At 35.8% G+C, this 22,241-nt stretch carries 25 protein-coding genes and 1 tRNA gene; 19 read left to right on the top strand and 7 right to left on the bottom strand.

Annotation, left to right across the window (positions count from 1 at the left end; all coding sequences use genetic code 11):
- Positions 1 to 22: 22 nt before the first annotated feature.
- Together odhB and odhA are read right to left on the bottom strand one after the other, a co-directional pair.
- The gene (gene odhB, locus MKX66_RS13365; RefSeq protein WP_002030451.1) at positions 23 to 1,279 is read right to left on the bottom strand and encodes a 2-oxoglutarate dehydrogenase complex dihydrolipoyllysine-residue succinyltransferase; all 1,257 of its coding nucleotides are present in this window, start codon (positions 1,277 to 1,279) and stop codon (positions 23 to 25) included.
- A 129-nt stretch (positions 1,280 to 1,408) separates the two neighbouring features.
- Positions 1,409 to 4,276: a 2-oxoglutarate dehydrogenase E1 component gene (odhA, locus tag MKX66_RS13360; protein ID WP_002011454.1), complete on the bottom strand. Its 2,868-nt coding sequence runs from the start codon at positions 4,274 to 4,276 to the stop codon at positions 1,409 to 1,411.
- 826 nt (positions 4,277 to 5,102) lie between these two features.
- On the opposite strand from odhA, the gene MKX66_RS13355 reads away from it, so the two are divergent.
- From MKX66_RS13355 to MKX66_RS13300, 12 genes are all read left to right on the top strand, one after another.
- Positions 5,103 to 5,318 (top strand): helix-turn-helix transcriptional regulator, encoded by a 216-nt coding sequence (locus MKX66_RS13355; protein ID WP_002140896.1) that lies wholly within the window; start codon positions 5,103 to 5,105, stop codon positions 5,316 to 5,318.
- On the top strand, positions 5,315 to 5,692 hold the full coding sequence (locus MKX66_RS13350) for a hypothetical protein (RefSeq protein ID WP_002140897.1): 378 nt from the start codon (positions 5,315 to 5,317) through the stop codon (positions 5,690 to 5,692). Before MKX66_RS13355 ends, MKX66_RS13350 begins: the two co-directional genes overlap by 4 nt.
- Before the next feature lie 28 nt (positions 5,693 to 5,720).
- Positions 5,721 to 5,903: a DUF3976 domain-containing protein gene (locus MKX66_RS13345; protein WP_002011459.1), complete on the top strand. Its 183-nt coding sequence runs from the start codon at positions 5,721 to 5,723 to the stop codon at positions 5,901 to 5,903.
- A 129-nt stretch (positions 5,904 to 6,032) separates the two neighbouring features.
- Entirely contained in the window at positions 6,033 to 6,401 is a 369-nt protein-coding gene (locus tag MKX66_RS13340; RefSeq protein ID WP_341087647.1) for a hypothetical protein, read from the top strand.
- Between the two features lie 16 nt (positions 6,402 to 6,417).
- The gene (locus MKX66_RS13335; RefSeq protein ID WP_341086358.1) at positions 6,418 to 6,687 is read left to right on the top strand and encodes a hypothetical protein; all 270 of its coding nucleotides are present in this window, start codon (positions 6,418 to 6,420) and stop codon (positions 6,685 to 6,687) included.
- Positions 6,688 to 6,767: 80 nt separating this feature from the next.
- On the top strand, positions 6,768 to 7,313 hold the full coding sequence (locus MKX66_RS13330; RefSeq protein WP_341086357.1) for a hypothetical protein: 546 nt from the start codon (positions 6,768 to 6,770) through the stop codon (positions 7,311 to 7,313).
- A 159-nt stretch (positions 7,314 to 7,472) separates the two neighbouring features.
- Positions 7,473 to 8,069, top strand: coding sequence for a hypothetical protein (locus tag MKX66_RS13325; RefSeq protein ID WP_002126039.1), 597 nt, complete (start codon positions 7,473 to 7,475; stop codon positions 8,067 to 8,069).
- Positions 8,070 to 8,410: 341 nt separating this feature from the next.
- Entirely contained in the window at positions 8,411 to 8,722 is a 312-nt protein-coding gene (locus MKX66_RS13320) for a hypothetical protein (RefSeq protein ID WP_187770545.1), read from the top strand.
- An 876-nt stretch (positions 8,723 to 9,598) separates the two neighbouring features.
- Entirely contained in the window at positions 9,599 to 10,495 is an 897-nt protein-coding gene (locus MKX66_RS13315) for a WXG100 family type VII secretion target (protein ID WP_341086355.1), read from the top strand.
- A gap of 1 nt (position 10,496) precedes the next feature.
- A complete protein-coding gene (locus tag MKX66_RS13310; RefSeq protein WP_016512960.1) occupies positions 10,497 to 10,688 on the top strand; it encodes a hypothetical protein in 192 nt (63 codons plus the stop codon).
- Positions 10,689 to 10,877: 189 nt separating this feature from the next.
- Positions 10,878 to 11,126, top strand: a complete 249-nt coding sequence (locus MKX66_RS13305; RefSeq protein ID WP_002158114.1) for a DUF4176 domain-containing protein — start codon at positions 10,878 to 10,880, stop codon at positions 11,124 to 11,126.
- 50 nt (positions 11,127 to 11,176) lie between these two features.
- On the top strand, positions 11,177 to 11,365 hold the full coding sequence (locus MKX66_RS13300) for a hypothetical protein (RefSeq protein WP_002158113.1): 189 nt from the start codon (positions 11,177 to 11,179) through the stop codon (positions 11,363 to 11,365).
- A gap of 486 nt (positions 11,366 to 11,851) precedes the next feature.
- Here the strand turns inward: MKX66_RS13300 and MKX66_RS13295 are convergent, their stop codons facing one another.
- The 3 genes from MKX66_RS13295 to MKX66_RS13285 form a co-directional block, all read right to left on the bottom strand.
- Positions 11,852 to 12,772: a tyrosine-type recombinase/integrase gene (locus MKX66_RS13295; RefSeq protein ID WP_341086350.1), complete on the bottom strand. Its 921-nt coding sequence runs from the start codon at positions 12,770 to 12,772 to the stop codon at positions 11,852 to 11,854.
- Positions 12,773 to 12,943: 171 nt separating this feature from the next.
- A tRNA-Val gene (locus MKX66_RS13290) sits at positions 12,944 to 13,016 on the bottom strand.
- 193 nt (positions 13,017 to 13,209) lie between these two features.
- Entirely contained in the window at positions 13,210 to 13,425 is a 216-nt protein-coding gene (locus MKX66_RS13285; protein WP_061689075.1) for a hypothetical protein, read from the bottom strand.
- Positions 13,426 to 13,708: 283 nt separating this feature from the next.
- Between MKX66_RS13285 and MKX66_RS13280 the strand changes: the two genes are divergently transcribed.
- From MKX66_RS13280 to calY, 6 genes are all read left to right on the top strand, one after another.
- Positions 13,709 to 13,936 carry a hypothetical protein gene (locus MKX66_RS13280; protein ID WP_000251865.1) on the top strand — a complete coding sequence of 76 codons (228 nt, stop codon included), beginning with the start codon at positions 13,709 to 13,711 and terminating at the stop codon, positions 13,934 to 13,936.
- A gap of 154 nt (positions 13,937 to 14,090) precedes the next feature.
- Complete coding sequence (locus tag MKX66_RS13275; RefSeq protein WP_341086348.1) at positions 14,091 to 15,377, top strand: D-alanyl-D-alanine carboxypeptidase family protein; 1,287 nt, start codon at positions 14,091 to 14,093, stop codon at positions 15,375 to 15,377.
- A 197-nt stretch (positions 15,378 to 15,574) separates the two neighbouring features.
- The gene (sipW, locus tag MKX66_RS13270) at positions 15,575 to 16,144 is read left to right on the top strand and encodes a signal peptidase I SipW (RefSeq protein WP_002064334.1); all 570 of its coding nucleotides are present in this window, start codon (positions 15,575 to 15,577) and stop codon (positions 16,142 to 16,144) included.
- Between the two features lie 64 nt (positions 16,145 to 16,208).
- Positions 16,209 to 16,796: a CalY family protein gene (locus MKX66_RS13265; protein ID WP_193652820.1), complete on the top strand. Its 588-nt coding sequence runs from the start codon at positions 16,209 to 16,211 to the stop codon at positions 16,794 to 16,796.
- 161 nt (positions 16,797 to 16,957) lie between these two features.
- Positions 16,958 to 17,827 carry a DUF4047 domain-containing protein gene (locus tag MKX66_RS13260; RefSeq protein WP_341086346.1) on the top strand — a complete coding sequence of 290 codons (870 nt, stop codon included), beginning with the start codon at positions 16,958 to 16,960 and terminating at the stop codon, positions 17,825 to 17,827.
- A 441-nt stretch (positions 17,828 to 18,268) separates the two neighbouring features.
- Positions 18,269 to 18,862, top strand: coding sequence for a biofilm matrix protein CalY (calY, locus tag MKX66_RS13255; RefSeq protein ID WP_002030430.1), 594 nt, complete (start codon positions 18,269 to 18,271; stop codon positions 18,860 to 18,862).
- Positions 18,863 to 18,944: 82 nt separating this feature from the next.
- Here calY and MKX66_RS13250 read toward each other — a convergent pair whose 3' ends face one another.
- Both MKX66_RS13250 and MKX66_RS13245 read right to left on the bottom strand, forming a co-directional pair.
- Entirely contained in the window at positions 18,945 to 19,268 is a 324-nt protein-coding gene (locus MKX66_RS13250; protein WP_002030429.1) for a helix-turn-helix domain-containing protein, read from the bottom strand.
- A gap of 79 nt (positions 19,269 to 19,347) precedes the next feature.
- Positions 19,348 to 19,482 (bottom strand): anti-repressor SinI family protein, encoded by a 135-nt coding sequence (locus tag MKX66_RS13245; protein WP_002011474.1) that lies wholly within the window; start codon positions 19,480 to 19,482, stop codon positions 19,348 to 19,350.
- Between the two features lie 342 nt (positions 19,483 to 19,824).
- Here MKX66_RS13245 and inhA1 point away from each other — a divergent pair, with 342 nt between their 5' ends.
- Positions 19,825 to 22,212, top strand: a complete 2,388-nt coding sequence (gene inhA1, locus MKX66_RS13240; protein ID WP_088292732.1) for a M6 family metalloprotease immune inhibitor InhA1 — start codon at positions 19,825 to 19,827, stop codon at positions 22,210 to 22,212.
- Positions 22,213 to 22,241 lie beyond the last annotated feature (29 nt).

Here is a 22,241-nt window from a genome sequence, read left to right as displayed (position 1 = left end):
CCTTTAATAGATTAATAATCTATTAACCTTCTAATAATAATGATTTTGGATCTTCAAGCATATCTTTAACAGCAACAAGGAAGCTAACTGCTTCTTTACCATCAACAATACGGTGATCGTAAGATAGTGCAAGGTACATCATTGGACGGTTTTCCATACGCTCTGCATCAATTGCAACTGGACGTACTTGGATTTTATGCATCCCTAGAATACCTACTTGTGGACTATTTAGGATTGGTGTCGACATTAGAGAACCGAACACACCACCATTTGTAATTGTAAATGTACCACCTTGTAGCTCTTTTAATGAAAGTTTATTATCGCGTGCTTTCAGACCTAAATTACGAATCTCGCTTTCAATTTCAGCGAAGTTCAATTGGTTAGCATCGCGTACAACTGGAACAACTAATCCATCTGGAGCTGCTACTGCAATACCGATATCATAGAATTTTTTAATGATAAGCTCATCGCCTTGAATTTCAGCATTTAATAATGGGAACTGTTTTAATGCTGCAACAACTGCTTTTGTGAAGAATGACATAAAGCCAAGACGTACATCATGTTTTTTCTCGAAAGCATCTTTGCGTTCTTTACGTAATTCCATGATTGCACTCATATCAACTTCGTTAAATGTAGTTAACATTGCAGATGTTTGTTGAACTTCTACAAGACGTTTTGCAATTGTTTGACGGCGGCGGGACATTTTCACACGCTCAACTGGTTTTTCAAATTCAGTTTTTGCAACTGGAGCCGGACTTTGTTTTGGAGCAGCTGGTGCTTCTTTTGGCGCTGCAGCGTGAGCTTGTACATCATGTGGTCTCACACGTCCAAGTGGATCTGTGCTACGTACTTCGTTTAAATCGATTCCTAATTCACGAGCCATTTTGCGAGCAGCTGGTGATGCGATAGGACGATTTGTATTTGGTAAACCTTGCAATGCTTTATTTTGTTCAGCACTTGGAGCTGCTGCTTTCGGTGCTTCAGTAGTTTCTTGTTTTGGTTGCTCAGCCAATGGAGCAGGTGTGCTTACTTCAACCGCTGCGCCGTTTGCATCTAAAATTGCGATAGTAGCGCCAACTTCAACTGTATCTCCAGGTTCACCTAGTAACTTCGATACAATACCTGAATCCTCTGCAATGATTTCTACATTGACTTTGTCAGTCTCAAGCTCAACAACGCTGCCACCTTTCTCAACTTTGTCGCCTACGTTGATAAGCCATTGTGAAATAGTTCCTTCTGAAATAGATTCTGCAAGCTCAGGTACTTTAATTTCGATCATTTTAAATGTCCTCCCCTTATTTGCCTAACGGTGTGTTTTATCTTCTTTAATCTTCGGTAATCTCCATTTGTTAGCTTGGCTGTGGCAGACTATCTGCCACAGCCAAGCCTGAAAAACTCATTGTTACTTTCAGTTGCTGAAAACTTCAATTTCTTGTTTATCTTGACGGAAGTTGTACTTCACATCTAAAGCGTGTGCAACGATTAATTCTTGCTCAGCTTTGTGAGCGAATGGATCGCCACCAGATGGGCTAGAACGATCCGGGCGTCCAATGTAACCTGTTTTCACTTTATCCCCAGCTAGTTCGAACAGAATTGGAGCCATGTAATGCCATGCGCCCATATTACGAGGTTCTTCTTGAACCCAAATGATTTCTTCTAAGTTTTTAAAGCGTTTAATAATAGATTGAACTTTTTCAGCAGGGAATGGGTACAACTGCTCGATACGAACCATATGAACTTCATCTAGGCTGTACTCATGCTTACCACTTTCGATTTCTGCTGCTAAGTCAATTGCCATTTTACCTGTACTTAAAACAAGACGTTTTACTTTGTTTGGTTTCGCACCAAGGTTTTCTTGTTCTAAAGCAGGTTGGAAACGTCCTTCGCTTAACTGACTAGCAGTTGAAAGCGTAAGTGGATGACGTAATAAACTCTTTGGCGTCATAAGCACTAACGGTCGAACAGCTTCTGTTCCTAAGATAGATGCTTGACGACGTAAAATATGGAAGTATTGTGCCGCGCTCGTTAAGTTTGCAACTGTCCAGTTGTTCTCAGCAGCTAATTGTAAGAAACGCTCTGGACGTGCACTAGAGTGTTCTGGCCCTTGACCTTCATAACCGTGTGGTAATAGAAGAACTAAACCAGATTTTTGACCCCATTTTGCTCTTCCTGCTGAAACATATTGATCAAATAATGCTTGCGCAGTATTTGAGAAGTCACCGTATTGAGCTTCCCACATCACAAGAGTTTCTGGAGCAAATACGTTGTAACCATATTCGTAACCAACAACAGCAGCTTCTGATAACGGACTGTTATGAACAGAGAATGATGCGTTAATGTTCGGTAAACGGTGTAATGGTGAATATGTTTCGTTTGTATCAGTATCGTGTAATACGATATGACGGTGCGCGAATGTACCACGCTGTGAATCTTGACCAGTTAAACGAATTGGCGTACCTTCTTGCAAAATAGAAGCGAATGCTAACGATTCAGCAAGTGCCCATTCAATTTTACCGTTCTCTTCAAGAGCATCTTTACGGCGCTCAAGAATTTTCTTCACTTTTGGATATACGTTAAAGCCTTCAGGCCAAGATAATAGTCCTTCATTAATTGCACGAAGTGATTCAATTGAAACACCAGTGTCAATCGGCTGGATTCCTTTTGCAACAACCTCTGGAACTTTAACGTGAATTGTTGCAGCACTCGTATCAGCTGGTGGCACTTGTGCGTATTCAGCCTTTAATTCCTCTTGTATAAACTGAGTAATTGTTTCAACCTCATCTGCATTCAGAACGCCAGCAGATTGTAATTGATCTGCATAAATTGCTCTTACAGTTGGGTGATTTTTAATTTTTTTGTACACTTGTGGTTGCGTAACTGCTGGATCATCCATTTCGTTATGACCATATCGGCGGTAACCGATTAAATCGATTAAGAAGTCCTTTTTGAACAGCGTACGATATTGGATCGCAAGGTTTGCAGCAGCAAGACAAGCCTCCGGATCATCAGCATTTACGTGAACAATCGGAATATCGAAACCTTTTGCAAGGTCGCTTGAATATTTAGTAGAACGAGAATCATAGCTATCAGTCGTAAAGCCTACTGCATTATTTGCGATAACATGGATCGTTCCGCCAGTTTGGTATGCATTCAATCTACTTAAGTTGAGTGTCTCAGACACAACACCTTGACCAGGGAATGCAGCATCACCATGAACTAAAATTACGAATGATTTTGTAGTATCTTGTTCTGGAAGACCAGATTTTTTACGATTCTCTTGAGCTGCGCGTGCGAAACCTTCAACAACAGGGTTAACGAACTCAAGATGACTCGGGTTATTTGCTAATGTAACACGAGTGCTAACTTCTTCATTACCAACGACTTGTTCTCTACCTAAATGGTATTTCACGTCGCCAGTCCAGCCAGCATTTGCCACTGCACCTTCTATTTTTGCATGTTTGAATTCTGCAAACATGTGATTATATGGCTTTTCTAATACGTGAGCGAGTACGCTTAGACGACCACGGTGAGCCATACCAATCATGACATCTTCAACGCCGCCTTTAGCACCTTCTGAAACAATTTCATCTAGTACAGGTACAAGCATATCAACGCCCTCTATTGAGAAACGTTTTTGACCAACGAATGTTTTATGCAAGAATTGCTCGAAACCTTCAACAGCAGTTAAACGTTTTAAAAGAGCAGTTCGTTTTTTATTTGATAATGGTTGACGCAATGAATTTGATTCCACCATTTGATGCAACCACGCGCGTTCTTCACTATCTTGTATATGTGAGAATTCATAAGCTAAAGATTTTGTATAAACGTCTTTTAATCTATGAATTACATCAAGTGCAGTGTGAATACCCTCTGGTGCATCTTGCCATACTGTTTTTGCTGGAATCGCTTTCAAGTCAGCATCGCTCAGTTCGTTCATTGTTTTCTCTATAAGAGATTGTCCGTTTGCAGCATCTTCCATCGGATTAATGTGAGCCAATGTATGCCCGAAAGAACGGATCTGTTCAACAAGTTGAACGACTTTAAGAATCTTTTCAATGTTCCCTGTGTTTTGAGGAGAAAAATGTGTTGCTGTGTTGTCCCCTGTTACGACATCATCTTGAAACGAAGGAGCTCCAAAAATTTCAAAAAGCTCTTGTAATTCCGGATCAACAGAACCTGCTCCAGTTACGTAAAGATCATACTGCTCAATAACATAACCAAGGTTCGGACCATGGAACTTGGCCCAAGGGTTTGTCGTTGTATTCTTCCTCGTCATTTGTTTAAACCTCCCAATGCATATAATCCTTTTTCCATACAAAAAGGTGCATTTTGCTCTTTTCAATAATTGATGAACCAATAATCAATGTAAATGTTTTTCTTTACTCTTATGTTATTACAATAATTTACATAATACCAAACACTATTACTTATCTGTTTTGTAAAAAAACATTCACAATAACTTATCACCCAAGTTAATCTTTCATGTTATAAAGTAATTTCACGGGAAAACGGGGTGGATATATTTGGTATACCTACATTAATAACTATAATTGTTGCATTTAAATATAAGTATAACTATCAGAATGTTTCGATAAAGTTTAGTTCGAATTATGTATATTGGAATAATAAGCGCTTTCATTGATATTATACAACAATATAACGGAATATAGTATAAAAAATAAAAAATTATGAATTTACCATAAACTTTATATCGATAGTGTTAAATATCGAAAGGAAAATGAAGGATTTCTACAAAAAAAGTGGCTAAACATAAAAAATGCTTCATAAATCGTTAGTTTCTATAAATATGGCGAAAAACAACGTAAAAACAATAGCGCATTTCACCCGATAAAGAGCAGAATGAAACATTTTAAAAGGATAAAACAAATATGGAGATATTAAATTTTCATAAAAACGGAGAGGAGATATAGTAACGGCTATATACATTGTTCCATGTTTCATTTCAAAATAGACGTGCTGAATTTGAAAAAGTTTCTTCTATATAAATAGAATGAAAAATAGACGAAATAAATGTAAAGGAAACTTGACGTAAAGTTTCCTTTACATATATACTCGGTATAAGGAAGGAGGGAGAAATTTCCTTGGAAAATAAAATGGTTGAATACCGAAAAAAATTTGGACTATCTCAAGAAAAATTGGCTGAGAAACTTGGAGTTTCCAGACAAACCATCATTTCAATTGAAAAAGGAAAATATGATCCATCACTTCCGTTAGCATTTGAAATTGCAAAAGCATTTCAGACAACGATAGAACATGTATTTATTTATGAAGGAAAAGAAGAGGGGGAGAAAGGATGAATTATTCACAAAAGTACTTCGTTATTATGGGAATTATTTTTCTATTTATGAGTGGATTTATGATATTAACAGGTATAATGACGCATTCTGCACCACCGGCTCCAACGTATACATTGCTTGCGATGATGATTATGTGTTTTTGCTTAAGTTACTTACACCCGCAATTTAAAGAAAAAGATGAGCGAATGAAACTTATTCGTTATAAAGGAATGTTCTTCAGCTTTTTTGCATTAACCGCATATTATCTTCTTTTCTCTTTCGGCTTAAACTTAAAAATAATTACACTATCTGCTACTGAACTATTGAACATACTTATGGCACTTACGATGAGTACAGTTTTTATATCGTTTGTTGTTTTATCGAAAAGATATTAAGATGTAAAAGAGAAAGGAAGATTAACATATGCAAATGATGTATGCTTTTGGCATGGGGCTTGTATTATTTTTAGCCGTATTCTTATTTATTCGTAAAGACGTTCAGGGCGGAACGTTAACGAAACGAGGATTTTATAAAATGATCGGCTGTTTAGTTGTTATGTTTATAGCGATTATCGTAATGATCGTTTTAATTAATAAAACATTATAGAACTTAAAAACGGAACCTTACTTTATAGTAAGGTTTTTCTATTTGATATTAATACTAAAAAATACCATGAAAACTATTTAGTGACTATATTTCCTATTATATAATCCAATAAAATGATAGATAAGGAGAATAGTATATGAAAAAAAGGCTATCTTCTTTATAGCCATATGTCTACTACTTATAGCTAGTATTACTTATATAATATGTAACAAACGAGAACAAGTGCCACCTATGTTAGTAGGGGAGGGCCAAGAATACTACGTTACGAATGAGCCTGTCAAAGCAGAAGAAATCGGACAAAGAATTGGTGAAGTAACAAAGAAAATTGAAACAAGCAAAAAGCCTACTAAAGATAGTGGATCCAACATATTACAAGAAAAAACAGAAGTATTTGAGATGATTTTAGAAGAAGAGGATAAAAGGCTGCCCATATTCGTAAAAGAGCCTAATAGTGAAGAATGTAGAGTAGTAAGGCCGATGTTAAAACAAGTACTATAATGAAAAGGAGACTCATATGCAGACAGTAACTTCATATCCATGGTCGTTAAGAAAAATATTTGTCTTTTTCCTTTGCTTTATTCTGCCTCCTATCGGTGCCATTTACATTTTGATGAATAGAGAGGCGCTACAAAAGAGAGACTACATTTTATATTTATTATTTGCTGCTATTAATATATCGCTTTGGTTATCATTGATGATTTTTGATAGGAGTATGTGGATGGTAGCGGGGCATGATGTGCTTGGTGTAATTGTTATTATTTTTTCGAATATGAATAAGAGCTAACCCAGCAATCTTAAAGTTGCTGGGTTTTATTTTGCTATTTATAATGAAGAAACAAATTTTTAATAGAGAGTAGTGATGTTATGAGATGGAAAGCAGGAACGTTTGAAAAAATAGAAACGAATGACTCATCTGTTGAGAAAATTATAAACACGTTTAAGGAACAAAACTTAAATGGTGGCGCAATAATAAGCTGTTTTAAAGTACACAATGAAAATTTTTTCAAAGAAATACCACATTCGAAAGATGGATACGAGCACTTCTTTAGAAGAATCTTCAACTCTTTAGATATAATACATAACTTAGAAGAGTTAAAAATACATACATCAGAAAAATATAAATTTCATTTTAAAGAACATGTGGTAGTCATGCTTGATGGTAGCATTGCCGCTCAAATTTTGTGGGGCGGAGCATATGAAGAATTTAAGGAACGACCAGTTATCGCAAAACAATTAGCGGTCAATGTATGTCAATATATGTTCCAAGATCGATACGAAGATATTAAAGTGTTCGAAAGCTATCGCCCTTGGACAGATTGGTTTTACGATGTTGCGTGGGATGCTACTTGGATGGTGTTAGATAGTAAGGAGCATAAAATGTGGTTAGTTTGTGCTACGGATACGGATTGATAGAAGAGGGGGCTTTGTAGAAATGCTACAAGGCCCTTTATCTTTTGGGAATGAATAGAAAACGAATCATATAAATGCTATACTAAAAAATGTTTGTAATGTCAGTTTCATACTATTGTATAATGCTGACTTACTAGAAAAGATAAGAGGAGAATGAACGTGAAAAAGATACAGAAATTATTGCTGTTAATGATGGTAGTAGGATTAACAGTAGGTGTTTTAGCAGGGTGTGCAAATCCGAAAGATACTACAGAAGAATTTTTAACAGCGATACAAAAAGGTGATGTAGAAAAGGCTCGTACATTTGTTGAGAGTGACAAGGAATTTAATAAACTAAATGAAAAAACAGATGATGCTGAGGCAAAAGCAATGCTGAGTGCAATCACGAAAAACTTTAAATTTGAAAAGCCAGAAGAAGTGTCGAAAAAGGATGACAAAGCAGAAGTGAAAGTGAAAATTACATCTGCTGATCTATCCGTTGCTGTAACAAAAGCAGTGGGAGAAGTTATGCCAATGGCCTTCGCTAGTGCTTTTAGTGAAGACAAAGAACAATCTGAAAAAGCAATCGAAAAAACAATGACATCAACTATCGTCAAAAACTTAGCGGATAAAGATGCAGCAATGGCAACTCGCGAAGTTACATTGAACTTAAAGAAAAACAAAGATGGCGACTATAAAATCGTTGCTGATGATAACTTGAAAGAAGTATTATTTGCCAATGCGAAGTCTTTGGAGAAGATGTTTGGTGGGAAGTGATTTAGTTCTTGTAAAAGAATGATGTTCACAACATGTTAGAGTGCGAATTTGAACGTAGTAAAAAAGATGTCAGCATTTGCTCGCATCTTTTTTTATGCAATCTATAAAAATATGCTTATAACGAGCAATTATTAGTTGGTTATTTGCTTGTATATACTATGTTCCAATATTTATATTAACTATATGATGTTAATAACCAGACAAAGCAAAAATTTTTAGTATAGAGGGATAGGGGCTTACTACATGGAGGGTATGAGGAGAAGGATCTATTTACAAAGGTTTACAAAACGGAATTAAAAGGGATTGCTAAAAAAATTACCTTCTCAGAGTTAGGGCTATTAATGCAACTTTTAAATCATGTTCACTTTCAGTATCACATCTTAGTAGATAATCCCCACGAGACAGACCCTAGTAAGTTGCAAATTTGGTCTAGAAAACATATTGCTAACGAGTTAGGGATATCAATTGATTTTATCAAATGTGCAATTCCGAAGTTAAGAAGGGTGCAGGCTATCGTGGAGGTAAAGGCGACTAAGACAGCTATCACGATGAGTCCAAACTTAGCTTGTAAAAAAGCTGTTAAGCCTACTTATGATGAAGTCATTTCTGCAATTAATGGAGCTGGCTTTTCTAAAGGGAACTTTAAGAAGTAAGTCTGTATAATTCTCGATTTAATTGAATTACAGGAGTCGTTGAGAAGGAAAGTTCCTCAAAAATTAATTTACTCAGTCCCTCTTATAGGATGAAAGGGAAATAAAACTAAAAGGGAGATGGATGAGATGAATAGTTTACAAGTTTAAAGCTGAGGGGGAAATATACAAACAGGCACACTATAGAGAGGTAACTCCTGAGGAAGATATCCAGCGAGTTAAAATTGATGTATTACACATGTTTAGCGAGCTATTTGATAAGCTAACCTACCTTGTTGATATAAGTGTTACAGAAGTATCGCAAATGGAGTACCAAGCAGGTAGAGTAGAGGAGGATGCTGAATTGAGATTCCTGCAGCAGATCGCACTGGATGATTGTGTCTCGTGAGTAGAACGATTAAGTCAACCTTACTCATATGGCTAATGAATTAGGTTTGGGGGGTTATTATATGGTATTTATTCGTGAGGTAGCAATCCCGAGCTACCTCTTTAGTTTTGCCTAGAAAGATAAGGTGGGGGAGGTGTGCGCATTCAGTAGTTAATATATTTAGGAAGTATAATTACGTAGAATCGGACTAGGTGGGTATTTACTCGAGGGAGAAAAAATAATCACCTCACCATGTTTCCTTTAAGAGGAGGCTATCTCGGTGTATCTATATACTCAAAAGGTATGACCAGAGGGATTGTGCTAAGTGGGGAGCAAGTTCAAGAGTTATCTTATTGTTTTTATTGAGTACACAATCTATAATTTCAATTACTGTAATGGTAACCCTGAGAAGGGAAAGATTTCGGAGTTTTAAGAGTATAAAAAATATTATTCTGTAAAATTAATTTCCTGTGGTAAAATATTCTATATAAATATTTAAAAGGGGAATGGCTATGGGTTTAATAAAAATTACTCCAGAACGTTTGGAGCAGTCAGCTAAGTTGGTACAAGATGTAAAACAAACTTTAGACAATATGCACAAAGACCTCTATAACCAAACAGAATACATAGCGTCTCAGTGGACAGGTGCAACCAGTCAGAATTTCTATCAAATGTTTAACGAAGCTAAACCGAAGATTTTTAATGTTAATAATCTACTGGATAAAATTTCAGAAGAACTTAAACATTCAGCCAAAAAATTCCGCGAAGTGGATGAGTTAGATTATCTTAGGGCTCAAACGAAGATTCTGGAAAACAACAAAGATAAAGTTGATATCCTTAAAGGTAATGCATCCTTAAAGGAAGGAGACCGTCTTGGGGCATCTGCAGAAGGTTCTGTAGTTGATGGAAAGAAACCTATTATTAATGATGGTGAATGGAGAATGAAGGCATTATCTGGAAAGATAGATTTGAATCTGCCATATTCATTTGATGCTGTCAAAGAGGACTTGATGGCTGGGAATATTATAGGAGCAAAAATAGAAGGAACGGCTTTAGAGAACTCTTTTCAAACGAAAGTTCCAATACTTTTTCCTTGGGGTATATCTGAGCGTGAAGTAACTATTACTCAGAAAGTTGGTGAAGGAAACTTCGCAGTAGGTGTGGAAGAGTATTCAGCCAAACTTGCAACAGAAGTTACGACTAACAAGTATGAAGCGGAAGTGAATATTTTACATATTCCAGATTTCATTCCATTTATAGGAGACCATGATGTGATAGCAAAGGGGGAAGTAGGACTAGGTACAGCTGGTTTTAAAGTGCAATTAGGTGCAGAGACAGGCGCGTACTTTGGAGAAGCATTTGGACTTGGAGGATTTATAAAAGTCGAAAAAACAAAGGAGGAAAGTTGAGATGGATCCAATTAAAGCGGGGAAATATATTACATATGTTGCAGTTGTGATACTTCTTATATTTTCTATGTTATTGCCATATAGCCTACCTAAAAAGATTGCTCTTATTATTTTTGTTTTAATTTTAGGAGCCATTTCCTTGGGAGCGAATAAAGTGGTAGGACGAATATATAAAAAATTTAAACAAAAATAAAGTTTGATATAAGGTAGGAGTAGTCCAATAACGGAATTTACTTGAAGTTTCTTTACAAGAAAAAATTTTTTAACTATTCAATTATTCATAGGGTTTACTTCAAATGCTGTTTTAGAATCTAAATTCAGATTTTTAAAGAAAAAGGATTAAAATTATTACAAGATGCTTAAAAAAAGGGAGAACAAATAAATGAAACTTTTACCAATTGGAACAGTCGTTAAAATAGAAGATATAGAACAAATTGTAATGATTATTGGAAGAATGGTCATATCAGCAGATAAACGTGATTTTGATTATGTGGGTGTTCCTTACCCGATTGGCTATCTAGGGGATGAAAAAGTACTGTGTTTTAATCATGATAAGATTGTCGAGGAAATGCATAGAGGGTATATGACTGAGAGTGAACTAGTTCTACGTGAGAAATTATTAGAATTGTAGATTAGTTGAAAAATACATATAGATTTTAAAAATACGATAGGGGAAAATAAATGGGAAAGATAATGAGAGCTCTTGTAATCATAGGCATACTTATCCCTCCGGTACTGCTGTGGAGTGTTCCTGATACTCCTCTAAATGATAAACTGTTGTTTACAGGTTTACAACTAACAGTAGGATTCATCGCAGTAGTAGTGTTAGAGGTTATATTTAGAAATCGAAAAAAGAAGAGGGCAAAATAGATATAAATTGTATAGAATGGCAGATAAGAATATTGGTGGTTAATCTTCTCAATAAAAGAAACTAACAGAAGCAGGGAGAAATCCTTGCTTTATTTTTTGTATAGAATTACTAAGTAGAGCATCATTAAATTAGGATATCCGGGGGGATTACTGTAGATAAAACTGGGGATCTGAGTTAAATAAACAGTAGTCCCAAGAGTTATCTCACTGGTTTCAACGAGTGTACAAACTATAATTTCAATTACTGTAAGGGTAAACTGAGTAGGATAATACCTACCGAGCCGACTCAGGGAGCCAGCTCGGTAGGTATTATCTATTAAATGTATCGTCAATTACCTCTAGGTTTAACTCCTCCGTTAATTCATCTAGATTAAAACTAAGAGTTTTAGAGACTTTATAGCAAACAAGAAAGCTCCTTCGAGTTTTCCTTCAAGAGAGAGCCCTGTCCGGTCGCCAAACTAGAGCAGGGTTCTCTTTTTATTTGTCTTAAATCTCAAGTGAATTAAGTGGATTAAACTTATCGTTTTGCTCTTTCAAGGCTGTTCCCCAAAGAGCAAGATACCTCTCAGTCATTCTTAAATTGCTATGTCTCAGCATCCTTTGGAGAGTGAAAACATCCATGCCAGCCATTAAGCAACGATGAGCAAAAGTGTGACGGAAAGTATGAGCCGATAAGCGAACATCAGTAAAGTTCATTACCGCTTTGAGTCGTTTAAATATGAGTTTGATACCATTAGGTGTAAGCTGAGTACCTTCCCGAGTAGTAAAGACGTACTCAGGGGTTTTACCTAGCTCGCGTTCTGTAAACACCTTGTACTCACAAAGCTCTTTTACAAGCTTGTCCGTGAGAGGGACAGTCTGCTGCTTACGAGCTTTACCGAATAAGGTTACTGTTTGGTTTGCCAAATCCAATTCACTCCAGCGTATATTGATAAGCTCTCCTAACCTTGAGCCAGTTCCTAAAAGGAAAACAATAATAGTGTGATCTCGATAAGCGTAGAAGCTTTTATTTCTTGCTTTCAACCTCCTATAGTAGCGAAGCATTTGTTTGATATGTTCATCTTGAAAGACCTCAATTTTTATTTCCTCTTTAGCCAGCTTCATTTTACGAATAGGGTTTTCTTTCTCAGCGATAATCTCCTCATGTTGTAAATAGTTAAAGAAAATCTTGAGATGGTGAAGCTTGGTATTTCTAGTTACTACGTTGTTACCTCTTGTCTTTTGGCAATACATGAGGTAACTCTTAACAGTTGCTTCTCTAATATCTTGTGTATCTATCAGTTCTCTCTCGGAGCAGAAGTTCTGGAACTCATGCATGGTAGCCATATAAGATTGAATTGTACGAGGAGACAGATTAGCGAACTCTTTTTCCTCTTTGAAATCCTTCATAGCAAACTTAAGTAGCATTTTATTTTCAGTCCTTTCTCGGTTTTATGGAAACAAAAAAGAGGACTACCCCTGAGCCAGCTGATTAGCTGACTAGAAGTAGTCCTCTTTTAACTTGTGGTGTCTGATGGAGACCTCCACAGTTTTAGCTTTTGAGAATGTCCTCTCAAGCCTTGATGCTATTAGGTTTTATGACCCCGGAGAGGCTCGAACTCACGACCTCCACCCTGTCAAGGTGGCGCTCTCCCTGCTGAGCTACGGGATCTTCAAAAATGCTTATATAATAGCATCTTTAATCATTATGCTAAAGCAATTATATATAATTAACTGAAATTTTACAATATTTTTATAGTAAGTTTTTAAAGAGGGAGCATGTGCAAGTATATTAGTAGTGAATAAAGGGAGAATTAATAAGGAGAGAACTGAATAGAAAGTAGGTTTTGAATGTAGCGGTTATATTATTTTCGATATTTATCTAAAGGATTTTCGTCACTTAGATCAACAAGTAAAGGACATAAGAATAGCAAAGGTAAAGCGGCGTTAGCATGATGAAAGGTATCATTAGACATATATTGTCTTCCGAAACAATACGGACAATCTTTTTCAAATGTTACGAGTATCGACCATACATCTTTTACTTTCCACTTCGTTTTACAATATGTACAACGCGCCATGGAGTTCCTCCTCATTTTAAGGTGTTTTCTAATATATTCCATTTAATTGTACTAAAGTCAAGTGTATTTAGTGTGATAGAATATAAGTTGGTTTGTTTTTTTATATGGATGTATTCCGTAATTTATGACTAAATGAATGTAGTGTGAGGGTTATATAATAAGAGATTTTCATTTTTAATATGCAAATTGGCCAATATATCCTTTTTACAATTTTCAAGAAATCATGTATAAAAGAAGTACAAGATATTTATAAATATTCAGAAGTAGAGGGAGAATTATTGTAATGGTAAGAAAAACGTTCAAGATGCGCGTATCTAGAAATAGAACGATTTCGATTAATGGCTCAATTCTTGATGTGGATGTTACACATGATGAGTTTTTACAAGAGTTTGTTGAGTGGGTCGATTCTAAAGGTTGGTCGTTTATGGGGATGACAGATGAGATTACACCTGAGGAAGCTAGTCAAAATTTAATAGACTCATTGATTGATGAGAAGGATAAGAAAGAGTAATTCCTTCTTATTTTTTGTTGTATATTTATGTTCCTAATCGTAAAAGTGTGATAAAGTAAAAAAAGTGAATATTCTTCCAAATTAATACAAATTACATATAGGTTGGTAGAGGTATTTTATAGAATGTGAAAGTAAAGGGAAAAGGGAGAGTCATATGGTAAATTTTAAGAAAATTTCGGTTTTTGTTATGGTTATTTGTTTATTCTTTTTGACACCTATGACGTTATATGCTGAGACGAATATTGGAGTAAATCCGGAGCAAGTGGCACCTCCACCTGCGGAAGGGCCGAATGTTTTTAGTCAGTTTGCGACTACTATTGATGCGAAAACAGGAGATATGTTGTACGACAAAAATGCACATCATCGTGCGTTCCCTGCTAGTATGACGAAAGTGTTAACGGCGATTTTACTGATGGAGCATACGAAGCCAGAGGATCAATTTACGTTTTCACAATTAGCATTAGATCAAGAGAAGAGTAATTATCAAATTGAGTTTCACCCTGGTGAGACTATTAATAGAAATACTGCACTTATGATTTTAATGGTGCTGAGTGCGAATGATGTGTCGTATGCGATTGCGGAGCGTATTGGAGGAAGTGTTGAAAACTTCGCCAATATGATGAATGAAAGGGCGAAGCAATTAGGGGCTAAAGATAGTCATTTTGTAACGCCAAATGGATTGCATGATCCAAATCATTATACGACGCCATATGATATGGCCATGATTACGAGAGGTGTGCAAAAGTATCCTGAAATTTTACAAGCGATGAATACGAAAAGAACGACGGTTACGACATCTACGCAAACAGTTTCTATTTTTAATAAGTCTACTTATTTTGAAAATCCATATAGTATGGGTGGTAAGACAGGATTTACGAATGAAGCACGCAATACGCTCGTTTTATTAAATGAGAAGGATGGTAATCGTATTATAAATGTAGTAATGGCTTCTCAAAGACCTGAAATTTATGAAGATTTGAAGCAGATGGCGGAATATTCTTTTGGGCAATTTACGAAGCAAACTGTACTAGATAAACATAGTTGGCACCAAAAGGCAAAGTATTTAAATAAAGATATTGATTCTGAGCTGGAAAAAAGTGCAGAGCTTATGCTAAAGAAAGATGAAGGGAAAAATATAAAAACGGCTTTTCGGGTTAATACAGTGGATAAAGAATCTTTGTATCAAAAAGGAATTCATCGCGGTGAAGTAGTTGGTGCGGTAGATATTATAAAGAATAATCAAACGATTGAGACTATAAATGTTCTTTCAAAAGAAGATGTTACTTTTGCGATGCCTAAAAAAGATACAGTTGCACCTGAAGTAAAGGAATCGAATGTGAAAGTGATAAGTGTTGGAATAGGAGCGATTTTATTATTTGGAGCGATTTTATATGTAGTGCTGCGCCGAAATAACCAAGGGATGAAATCAGAAGAAAAATAAATTGCTAGTAGACCGTGATGAGATTTTGTCACGGTCTTTTTTGTATGCATTTCAAAAAAGATTTAACTAATAATTGTAAATTTTCTTATTGCATTTCCAAATCGTTCGTTATATTATTTACTTGTGTTCTTGTTAGAGAACTTAAATGGATATTGTATACTTCAAATAACATAAAACAACGGAGAGGGAGAGAGACGATGAAATTAATTTGGAAGGTGATTAGCAACGTTATCTCATTTGTTTTATTTGCGGTAATGGTTTGTTTAGCTTTTGTAGTTATTTCTTCAAAAGCGAGTGGCGGGGATCCAACAGTGATGGGATATCAATTTAAGAGCGTTCTTTCAGGATCGATGGAACCAACATTTTTAACAGGATCAATCATTGCGATAGAGCCAACGAAAGATGGTTCTAAATATAAAAAAGGTGATGTTATTACGTTTAAAGAGAAAGATGACAAAATTATTACTCACCGTATTATCGGTGTGAAAGATACAAATGGAAAAGTAATGTATGAAACAAAAGGGGATAACAACAACGGACCAGATTTAGCACCAGTACTTGCAGAGAATGTAATTGGAAAGTATGCAGATATTACAGTTCCATACGTTGGTTATGGACTGAATTATGCGAGTTCAAAAGCGGGAGCAGCATTACTTCTCATTATTCCTGGAGTCTTTTTACTTGGCTATTCCGCAATTTCTATTTTTGGCGCTATTCGTAGCATTGACGGAGAAAAGAAAGATAAAAAAGTAGAACAATCCGTCTAGTTCGTTTGGTTATACTTTCCGTTTAGGAAGTTAACAAATATATATATATTAAGGGGATATGGACATGACTTTAAAGAAAAAATTAGGAATGGGTATCGCATCAGCAGTATTAGGAGCAGCATTAGTTGGTGGAGGAACATTTGCATACTTTAGCGATAAAGAAGTGTCAAATAATACATTTGCGGCTGGTACACTTGATTTATCATTAAATCCATCAACAGTTGTTAATGTATCGAATTTAAAACCTGGTGATACAATTGAAAAAGAATTTAAACTAGAAAATAAAGGCTCTTTAGATATTAAAAAGGTTCTATTAAAAACAGACTATAATGTAGAAGATACGAAGAAAGATAATAAAGATGATTTTGGTAAACATATTAAAGTAACATTCTTAAAAAATGTAGATAAGCATGAGACGATTGTGAAAGAAACTACATTAGATAAATTGAAGGGTGATACACTTACAGCAGTAAATAATGATTTAGCTGCTTGGTTCTGGGATGAAAAAGGTATTTCTGCAGGTAAATCTGATAAATTTAAAGTGAAATTTGAATTCGTTGATAATAAAAAAGATCAAAATGAATTCCAAGGCGATAAGTTACAATTAACTTGGACGTTTGATGCACAGCAAGGCGATGGTGAAACGAAATAATAATGACAACAAAAAGAGACTATCAAAAGTGGTAGTCTCTTTTTGTGTTAAAAGAGAAATGTAAAAAGAAACATAAATTTTATATCATTTTGTAATTCGCTTTATTATAATAAGGTTATAGTTCTTGATAAAGAACAAGATGTTCGATAGGAGAGATTAAAATGCTGAAGACACCTCGCAAATTCAAAAAGATGCTTATATTGCCATGTTTGTGCTCTATTACTTTTTATTTAGGCTCTCAAATGATGACTTATACAGAGGCAACTTTCATTCATGAGACGAAAGTGCAGGCTACTATTTCGACAGCAAGTATTTTTCCAAAAACAGTTGATCAGTTGACAGAACAAGCTAAGCAACATAAGGAAGTTATTTTGCATGAGTCTGAAGAGATGAAATTGAAAGTAACTTTCACTTCCACTCAAGAGTTAGAACAGGTGCTTGTTACGTGGAAGCAAGGGCGTGAGAAAATAGCTGCTGAGAGAGAGTTGTTACAAAAAGTATATGAATCAATAGAAAATCCCTATAACAAAGTGAAAGAAGAGTTAACTGGAGATAAAAGTGAATCTAATAAGCAAGTATTCTCGTATGTGAATGCTGGTTTTCATACAGTTAAAGAATACTGCGAGTATGTGGATAAAGAGGTTAATTTACAGGAGATTGATAAACAAATTCAAGCTTTTGAAAAATTATTAGTAGATGAAACAGCAAAGCAAGTGAGTGAGGCTGAGAAGCAAAAGAAATTAGAAGAGAGTAAGAAGCAAGAAGAAGCGAAAAAACTAGAAGAGAGCAAGAAACAAGAAGAGGCGAAAAAGCTAGAAGAGAGTAAGAAGCAAGAAGAAGCGAAAAAGTTAGAAGAGAGTAAGAAGCAAGAAGAAGCGAAAAAGCTAGAAGAGAGTAAGAAGCAAGAAGAAGCGAAAAAGCTAGAAGAGAGCAAGAAACAAGAAGAGGCGAAAAAGCTAGAAGAGAGTAAGAAGCAGGAAGAGGCGAAAAAACTAGAAGAGAGTAAGAAGCAAGAAGAAAAGAAGGAATAGTAAGTAAAATACAGCAGCATATCGGAAGGAATAAATACAATGATAAGACAAATAGGTGAGAGAGCCCTACGACTCACCTATTTGCTTTGTTTTTCTTATTTCACTATTCGTGGATATAAGGTCTTCACCTGAAAATTTAACGAATGCGAGGAAGTTAGTTGGCAGCACCGCTTGGTGAAGGTTAATGATCAGTGGGGATGGACAGAAAAACACTGATTAAGGTTTCACTTTATTTCTCAATACTTTTCTGAAAAAAAGGAAAAAATGTTGAGAAATAAAAATAATCAAAATATATATTGTATTTATATAGTCTTGTTCGTTATAATGAACTTAAGGTTTTAAAAAAAGAACAAATATTAGCTAAGCTAATATAGTTTTAGTTACACCTCTTATTTTGAAATAAGAGATAAAAATACAAAAAACAGCTAGGGGGAATTGATTGTGAGTCTGAAAAAGAAATTAGGTATGGGAGTTGCATCAGCAGCATTGGGGTTATCTTTAATTGGTGGAGGAACATTCGCTTACTTTAGCGATAAAGAAGTATCAAACAATACATTTGCAGCTGGGACGTTAGATCTTACATTAAACCCTAAAACGCTTGTAGATATTAAAGATTTAAAACCAGGGGATTCTGTTAAGAAAGAGTTCTTATTAAAGAACGACGGTACTTTAGCAATTAAAGATGTTAAATTAGCGACAAAGTATACTGTGAAAGATGCAAAAGGTGATAATGCTGGTGAAGACTTCGGTAAGCATATTAAAGTGAAATTCCTTTGGAACTGGGATAAACAAAGCGAGCCTGTATATGAAACAACTTTAGCTGATTTACAAAATGCTGATCCAGATCTTTTAGCTAAAGACATCTTTGCTCCTGAGTGGGGAGAAAAAGGTGGCTTAGAAGCTGGTACAGAGGACTATCTATGGGTACAATTTGTATTCGAAGAGAATGGTCAAGATCAAAACAAATTCCAAGGCGATTCATTGAACTTAGAATGGACATTCAATGCTAACCAAACAGATGGAGAAGAAAAATAATAAATAAAAAAAGCGGGGGATTCCCCGCTTTTTTTTATAAAGAAAAAAAGAAGTGCCCGTTTTAAGCACTCTTTTATATGTATTATTGTTGATTTTTCTTCCATTGTGTAAATTCGAGAAATTCACGAAACTGTTCTTTTGAGACACCAGAGCTCATCGCATCTTTAACGAGCTGTGTCCATTCGGAGTCTAGGTGACCCTCCGTTGTTGTTTCATCGTGAAGTAAAGTATCAACTGGAATTTGTAGAACAGCTGCAATTTTTTCAAGAAACTGAATAGAAGGGTTTTTTTGTAAATTCCGTTCTATAGAACTAATGTAAGATTTAGCTACACCAGCTTTTTCGGCGAGTTCTGTTAATGAAATGCCTTTTTGTAAACGAAGGCGTTTTATACGTTCTCCTATCATATTTGCGCACCTTTCTATCAATATGTAGTCGTCTTATGATGTGATTATTATAACATAAACTTCGTTAAAAAGAACGAAGCTATTGAGCCTGGCTCGTATGCTTCATACGTTGAAAAAAGTGTTCAATATCTTGCAGGGCAATGCCAGCATCTAGAGCTTCAAGTATTAAATCAATCCATTCTTGATCTAGTGAGTCAGCCTTATCTTTGTACAAATGTAATTCCTCCCTAATTAGTGGTCATAATTGCTGCTACAGAATATATGATAATACAATCGGATTTTGTATTTTATATAGTGAATTATCAAATATTTTGTAGATGAAACAAAGATAAAATCCCCATTAAATTCCCTCTATGGCGATTATAAAGTTTCTGACAAATATTTTCAATATTTTCTGAAAACATTGTTGAATTGTGATATATTCGTATACTAACTATGAAATTTTTACAAATATATTAAAAAAATTACATAATATAACTAAATATTGAAAATATATTGAATTTTTAATAATATAAAGTATGTAATACATATTTTATATTAGGGGAGGCAATAAGGGATGAAAAAGAAACCATTTAAAGTGTTATCATCAATTGCTTTGACAGCTGTTCTAGGCTTGTCGTTTGGTGCTGGAAGCCAGTCTGTATATGCGGAAACGCCGGGGAACAAGACAGCTACAAGTCCAGTTGATGATCACTTAATCCCAGAAGAGAGATTAGCAAATGCGCTAAAAAATCGTGGGGTAATTGATTCGTCAGCTTCAGAGACAGAAACAAAGAAAGCTGTCGAAAAGTATGTAGAGAAGAAGAAGGGTGAAAATCCTGGGAAAGAAGCGACAAATGGGGACCAACTTACGAAAGATGCATCTGACTTTTTAAAGAAAGTGAAAGATGCAAAGGCAGATACGAAAGAAAAATCAGAGCAGCCAGCAAACGGGACTACAGCAGGAACAGGTCCAGTTAGAGGAGGCTTAAATGGGAAAGTACCAACTTCACCTGCTAAGCAAAAAGAGTATAACGGTGAAGTTCGTAAAGATAAAGTACTCGTTTTACTTGTAGAGTATGCTGATTTCAAGCATAACAATATTGATAAAGAACCTGGCTACATGTATTCTAACGATTTTAACAAAGAACACTATGAAAAAATGTTATTCGGTGATGAGCCATTCGCGTTAGATGATGGAAGCAAAATCGAAACGTTTAAACAATATTACGAAGAGCAATCAGGTGGTAGTTACACAGTGGACGGAACAGTCACAAAATGGTTAACAGTTCCAGGTAAAGCTGCTGATTACGGTGCAGATGCTGGTACAGGTCATGATAATAAAGGACCAAAAGGACCACGTGATCTAGTAAAAGATGCATTAAAAGCGGCTGTAGATAGCGGACTTGATTTATCACAGTTTGATCAGTTCGATCAATATGATGTAAATGGTGATGGGAATCAAAATCAACCGGACGGTTTAATCGATCACTTAATGATTATTCATGCGGGTGTTGGACAAGAAGCTGGCGGTGGTAAATTAGGTGATGATGCAATTTGGTCACATCGCTGGACAGTTGGACCAAAACCATTCGCAATTGAAGGTACACAAGCGAAAGTTCCATATTGGGGCGGAAATATGGCAGCATTCGACTACACAATTGAACCAGAAGATGGCGCGGTTGGTGTATTCGCACATGAATATGGCCATGATTTAGGTCTTCCAGATGAGTATGATACACAGTATAGCGGTGATGGTGAACCGGTTGAAGCTTGGTCTATTATGAGTGGCGGAAGCTGGGCTGGTAAAATCGCAGGAACAACGCCAACGAGTTTATCACCACAAAATAAAGAGTTTTTCCAAAAAACAATCGGTGGTAACTGGGCGAATATCGTAGAAGTAGATTACGAGAAATTAAATAAAGGTATCGGTCTTGCAACATACTTAGACCAAAGTGTTACGAAGTCAGATCGTCCAGGTCTGATTCGTGTTAACTTACCAGATAAAGATGTAAAAGGAATTCAGCCTGCATTTGGTAAACAGTATTACTACAGCACAAAAGGTGATGACCTTCATACAACGATGGAAACGCCACTATTCGATTTAACGAAAGCAACGACTGCAAAATTCGATTATAAGTCATTGTATGAAATCGAAGCAGAGTACGATTTCCTTGAAGTACACGCTGTAACAGAAGATGGACAAAAAACGTTGATTGAAAGAATTGGTGAGAAAGCAAATAGTGGAAATGCAGCTACGACAAATGGAAAATGGGTTGATAAATCATATGATTTAAGTCAATTCAAAGGTAAGAAAGTGAAACTAGTATTTGAATATATTACAGACGGTGGATTGGCGTTAAATGGATTTACACTTGATAATGCGTCACTAACTGTAGATGGAAATGTTGCATTCTCTGATGATGCAGAAGGTACACCACAATTCAAATTGGACGGTTTCGTTGCATCTAACGGAATGGATAAGAAAAAGCATAACTACTATGTAGAGTGGAGAAACTATGCGGGTTCAGATAACGCATTGAAATTTGCTCGCGGTCCAGTATATAACACTGGTATGGTTGTATGGTATGCGGATTCAGCTTACACAGATAACTGGGTTGGCATACATCCAGGACATGGTTTCCTTGGTGTAGTTGACTCTCATCCAGAAGCAATTGCAGGAACTTTAAATGGCAAACCAACATTTACAAGCAGTACGCGATTCCAAATTGCTGATGCGGCGTTCTCATTCGACAAAACGCCAGCTTGGAAAGTTGTATCTCCAACGCGTGGAACATTCGTATACGATGGATTACCAGGGGTACCGAAGTTCGATGACTCTAAAAAGTATATTAATGAGCAGATTCCAGATGCAGGACGTATTTTACCGAAGCTTGGTCTGAAGTTTGAAGTAGTAGGACAAGCTGATGATAATTCTGCAGGTGCTGTTCGTTTATACCGTTAATACAGTAAAACTACCGGGAGATTTTCTTT

This window comes from Bacillus sp. FSL R9-9530 (assembly GCF_038008145.1).
Taxonomy (GTDB): domain Bacteria; phylum Bacillota; class Bacilli; order Bacillales; family Bacillaceae_G; genus Bacillus_A; species Bacillus_A mycoides.
This window is presented reverse-complemented; position numbering and strand designations above follow the sequence as displayed.

What these genes read in the sequence shown, in the direction of transcription:
- sipW (WP_002064334.1), top strand. Translation starts at nt 15,575, where the DNA reads ATGAAATTAATTTGGAAGGTGATTAGCAACGTTATCTCATTTGTTTTA.
- MKX66_RS13320 (WP_187770545.1), top strand. Translation starts at nt 8,411, where the DNA reads ATGCAACTTTTAAATCATGTTCACTTTCAGTATCACATCTTAGTAGAT.
- MKX66_RS13330 (WP_341086357.1), top strand. Translation starts at nt 6,768, where the DNA reads ATGAGATGGAAAGCAGGAACGTTTGAAAAAATAGAAACGAATGACTCA.
- MKX66_RS13295 (WP_341086350.1), bottom strand. Translation starts at nt 12,772, where the DNA reads ATGCTACTTAAGTTTGCTATGAAGGATTTCAAAGAGGAAAAAGAGTTC.
- MKX66_RS13345 (WP_002011459.1), top strand. Translation starts at nt 5,721, where the DNA reads ATGCAAATGATGTATGCTTTTGGCATGGGGCTTGTATTATTTTTAGCC.
- MKX66_RS13280 (WP_000251865.1), top strand. Translation starts at nt 13,709, where the DNA reads ATGGTAAGAAAAACGTTCAAGATGCGCGTATCTAGAAATAGAACGATT.
- MKX66_RS13260 (WP_341086346.1), top strand. Translation starts at nt 16,958, where the DNA reads ATGCTGAAGACACCTCGCAAATTCAAAAAGATGCTTATATTGCCATGT.
- MKX66_RS13350 (WP_002140897.1), top strand. Translation starts at nt 5,315, where the DNA reads ATGAATTATTCACAAAAGTACTTCGTTATTATGGGAATTATTTTTCTA.
- MKX66_RS13300 (WP_002158113.1), top strand. Translation starts at nt 11,177, where the DNA reads ATGGGAAAGATAATGAGAGCTCTTGTAATCATAGGCATACTTATCCCT.
- odhB (WP_002030451.1), bottom strand. Translation starts at nt 1,279, where the DNA reads ATGATCGAAATTAAAGTACCTGAGCTTGCAGAATCTATTTCAGAAGGA.
- inhA1 (WP_088292732.1), top strand. Translation starts at nt 19,825, where the DNA reads ATGAAAAAGAAACCATTTAAAGTGTTATCATCAATTGCTTTGACAGCT.
- MKX66_RS13310 (WP_016512960.1), top strand. Translation starts at nt 10,497, where the DNA reads ATGGATCCAATTAAAGCGGGGAAATATATTACATATGTTGCAGTTGTG.
- MKX66_RS13305 (WP_002158114.1), top strand. Translation starts at nt 10,878, where the DNA reads ATGAAACTTTTACCAATTGGAACAGTCGTTAAAATAGAAGATATAGAA.
- MKX66_RS13275 (WP_341086348.1), top strand. Translation starts at nt 14,091, where the DNA reads ATGGTAAATTTTAAGAAAATTTCGGTTTTTGTTATGGTTATTTGTTTA.
- MKX66_RS13315 (WP_341086355.1), top strand. Translation starts at nt 9,599, where the DNA reads ATGGGTTTAATAAAAATTACTCCAGAACGTTTGGAGCAGTCAGCTAAG.
- MKX66_RS13250 (WP_002030429.1), bottom strand. Translation starts at nt 19,268, where the DNA reads ATGATAGGAGAACGTATAAAACGCCTTCGTTTACAAAAAGGCATTTCA.
- MKX66_RS13265 (WP_193652820.1), top strand. Translation starts at nt 16,209, where the DNA reads ATGACTTTAAAGAAAAAATTAGGAATGGGTATCGCATCAGCAGTATTA.
- odhA (WP_002011454.1), bottom strand. Translation starts at nt 4,276, where the DNA reads ATGACGAGGAAGAATACAACGACAAACCCTTGGGCCAAGTTCCATGGT.
- MKX66_RS13285 (WP_061689075.1), bottom strand. Translation starts at nt 13,425, where the DNA reads ATGGCGCGTTGTACATATTGTAAAACGAAGTGGAAAGTAAAAGATGTA.
- MKX66_RS13335 (WP_341086358.1), top strand. Translation starts at nt 6,418, where the DNA reads ATGCAGACAGTAACTTCATATCCATGGTCGTTAAGAAAAATATTTGTC.